This window comes from Yoonia sp. (assembly GCF_017854415.1).
In the GTDB taxonomy this organism is placed as follows: domain Bacteria; phylum Pseudomonadota; class Alphaproteobacteria; order Rhodobacterales; family Rhodobacteraceae; genus Yoonia.
The window spans coordinates 1-2,829 of the sequence record NZ_JAFMHR010000216.1 but is presented as its reverse complement, the minus strand read 5'-3'; the positions used below and the strand labels follow the sequence as shown (position 1 = coordinate 2,829).

The following is a 2,829-nucleotide window of genomic DNA, read 5'->3' as shown; positions in this document are numbered from 1 at the left end:
ATAAGTCCTTTGGTCGTCAATGGGGTATCCTTTGGCCTACAGGCGATAGTTTTCAGTTTTTTCTTTCGAGTGTTTAGTTGGATCGGCCTAAATTTCCGATATCTGGCGTGGCGCACCGCTCTCATCCAACGCAACAAAAACGAATTCTGCGTTTGTTACCTTTTCAGCGGCTTGCCCAAATCGTGGACGTGCCCAGACATCCACATGAATGCGCATAGATGTTCTGCCGACTTTGATCAGCGTCGCATAAATGGTGACTTCATCACCAACTTTAACGGGACGCAAAAATTGCATCCCTTCAACTGCGACAGTCGCACCACGTCCATTTGATACGCGACCAGCCATGTTTCCAGCGGCGAGGTCCATCTGTGACATTAACCAGCCTCCGAAGATGTCGCCGGCTGGATTGGTATCTGCGGGCATTGCAATAGTTCGTATGACGATGACACCATCTTCTTGCTGGCGACCGTGGGAGACACGCTCTTGCGCTCGGGCAAGATTATCTGCCTGTTCGGTATTCATCGAATCTTCTCCCTATTTTTATCTGGCCAAGGCGCAATATACAGTGCGATGTGTGCGGCCGTAATGATGAGATCGACCTTTCAGGTTCTAACCCATGCGTACGATGCAACATCCAAATGATTGCTGCTAGCGGACATCAGAGTTTCTTATCAGGCTTGCTGCCAAGTTGTTTGCGAATTTTGATCATGCTACGTCTGGCCTATGAAAATTCCGAACACTATGCCACGCCTTGATCCCCGATGAACCGGCGATGATCAACCTCAGGCCAATACTGATACTCATGCTGATGGCCGGGCCGGTGAACGCACAGGATTGGACCGCAGGTGCGGTGGCGCGCGCCGTGGAGGGGCCTACGCATGAGGCGTTGATAACGCTTATGGTTCGCTCGGAGACGAAACTGACCCCTTTTGAGACGGATGGCTGTAGCGGCGGCCTGTCGAACGCCTGGCAAGTGCTGGCCAGCCATTTTCCCGATTTTGCAGAGGCGCATCAGTCCTTGCCGCCTTGGGAGGGTTGCTGTGTCACCCATGACCGAGCCTATCATAACGCAGGCAAGGCTGTGAGTGCGGAAGCAAGCTTTGAGGCCCGTTGGGTCGCTGACCAAGCGTTGAAGACATGTGTAATAGCTACTGGGACTGACCGGGTTGATGATCTGGCCCTTCTTTACAACGTGAACGCCGATCAGATTCGGGCCGCCTATGACAGCATTGCGGAAGCAATGTTTCTGGCTGTGCGTTTTGGTGGTGCGCCCTGTTCGGGCCTGAAATGGCGCTGGGGCTATGGGTATCCGTCCTGCTCGGCCCAGGAGATTGCGAGCAAACCATGATACCCTGATAGCTTACTATTTCTGGCAATTGGCGCGTTCCAATGAAACGCGCTCAATGACCTCTGTCGCCAGTCAGACAGCCGCCGCGATTGCCTTTCCACAGGTTACAGTATCTGCTGTTCCCCCAAGATCTCCGGTTCGAAACGCAGGGTCAGTCAGAACAGCCTCGATTGCGGACATGACGCCTTGTGCGGCTTCCAGATGCCCCAAGTGTTCCAACATCATCGCACCTGACCAGATCTGACCGATCGGATTAGCGATGCCCTTGCCAGCGATATCGGGTGCTGAGCCGTGCACAGGCTCAAACAGTGAGGGGAACTTACGCTCCGGATTAATATTGCCTGATGGCGCGATGCCTATGGTTCCCGTGCAGGCCGGACCCAGATCGGATAGGATATCCCCGAATAGATTTGATCCGACAACAACGTCAAAGCGGTCAGGATGCAGCACAAACATAGCAGCCAAGATGTCGATATGGTACTTATCGACCGTGACATCAGGATAGGATTTTTGCATCTCGAGAACACGCTCGTCCCAATAGGGCATCGTGATCGCAATGCCGTTCGACTTGGTCGCCGAGGTCAGTTTCCCGCCACGTTTGCGTGCAAGATCGAATGCATAACGCAGAATCCGGTCAACGCCCACGCGCGACATGACCGTTTCCTGCATGACAATTTCGCGGTCAGTTCCCGGGAACATCCTTCCGCCAATCGATGAATACTCGCCTTCGGTATTCTCGCGCACGATCATCATATCGATATCGCCAGGACCGCGCCCTGCCAACGGAGAGGTCACGCCGGGCATCAGCTTGGCGGGGCGCAGGCTGACATATTGGTCGAATTCACGACGGAACTGCAAAAGCGACCCCCAAAGCGAAACGTGATCCGGCACCGTATCCGGCCAGCCAACTGCACCAAAGAAAATCGCGTCATGACCGCCAATCTGGTCTTTCCAGTTGTCCGGCATCATCTGGCCATGTTGCTTGTAGTAATCACATGACGAGAAATCAAATTCGTCAAAATTAAAGTCTAAGCCATATTTTGCGGCGGCTGCGTTCAGGACACGCACCCCTTCGGGGACGACTTCCTTGCCAATCCCATCGCCGGGAATAACCGCAATATTCATCTTGTTGCTGGCCATAATCGTGTCCTTTGTTAGTTGCTACGGTGCTTGATCCAAATGATTGCTTCTCGGTCCACTTACAGGTCCTCGCAATGCCCCAAAATCATGTGGCGATCTTTGTCTTCGCGCCTCTGTATTGTCTAGATCCAAGCTGCAACAAAAGGTCCAATTCCTGACTGTGAGTATTGCAGCACCATGCTGTGGGGGCCCAAACTGACTGATGCTGCAAAGTGCACAGACGGCAGCAACTGGCGGAAAGCAGACCTGCGCAGCGGTTTACATCAAGGTCAGCTCTGCGGGACAAGGACGAAACCGCTCTCGCGGTATTGGCGCTTGTGGCCGGTGTTTTGCACAGATTG

General features: G+C 53.5%; 3 protein-coding genes. 1 reads left to right on the top strand and 2 read right to left on the bottom strand.

The window, feature by feature from the left end; all coding sequences use genetic code 11:
• Positions 1-87: 87 nt before the first annotated feature.
• Entirely contained in the window at positions 88-522 is a 435-nt protein-coding gene (locus QZ197_RS15635; RefSeq protein WP_296433130.1) for an acyl-CoA thioesterase, read from the bottom strand.
• Between the two features lie 250 nt (positions 523-772).
• Here QZ197_RS15635 and QZ197_RS15630 point away from each other — a divergent pair, with 250 nt between their 5' ends.
• Positions 773-1,348, top strand: coding sequence for a hypothetical protein (locus tag QZ197_RS15630; RefSeq protein ID WP_296433128.1), 576 nt, complete (start codon positions 773-775; stop codon positions 1,346-1,348).
• 72 nt (positions 1,349-1,420) lie between these two features.
• On the opposite strand, the gene QZ197_RS15625 is transcribed toward QZ197_RS15630, so the two are convergent.
• The gene (locus QZ197_RS15625) at positions 1,421-2,488 is read right to left on the bottom strand and encodes a tartrate dehydrogenase (protein ID WP_296433126.1); all 1,068 of its coding nucleotides are present in this window, start codon (positions 2,486-2,488) and stop codon (positions 1,421-1,423) included.
• Between the last annotated feature and the right edge of the window lie 341 nt (positions 2,489-2,829).

Excerpts from the sequence above, each read along its gene's own strand:
- QZ197_RS15635 (WP_296433130.1), bottom strand. The coding sequence starts at position 522 with ATGAATACCGAACAGGCAGATAATCTTGCCCGAGCGCAAGAGCGTGTC.
- QZ197_RS15630 (WP_296433128.1), top strand. The coding sequence starts at position 773 with ATGATCAACCTCAGGCCAATACTGATACTCATGCTGATGGCCGGGCCG.
- QZ197_RS15625 (WP_296433126.1), bottom strand. The coding sequence starts at position 2,488 with ATGGCCAGCAACAAGATGAATATTGCGGTTATTCCCGGCGATGGGATT.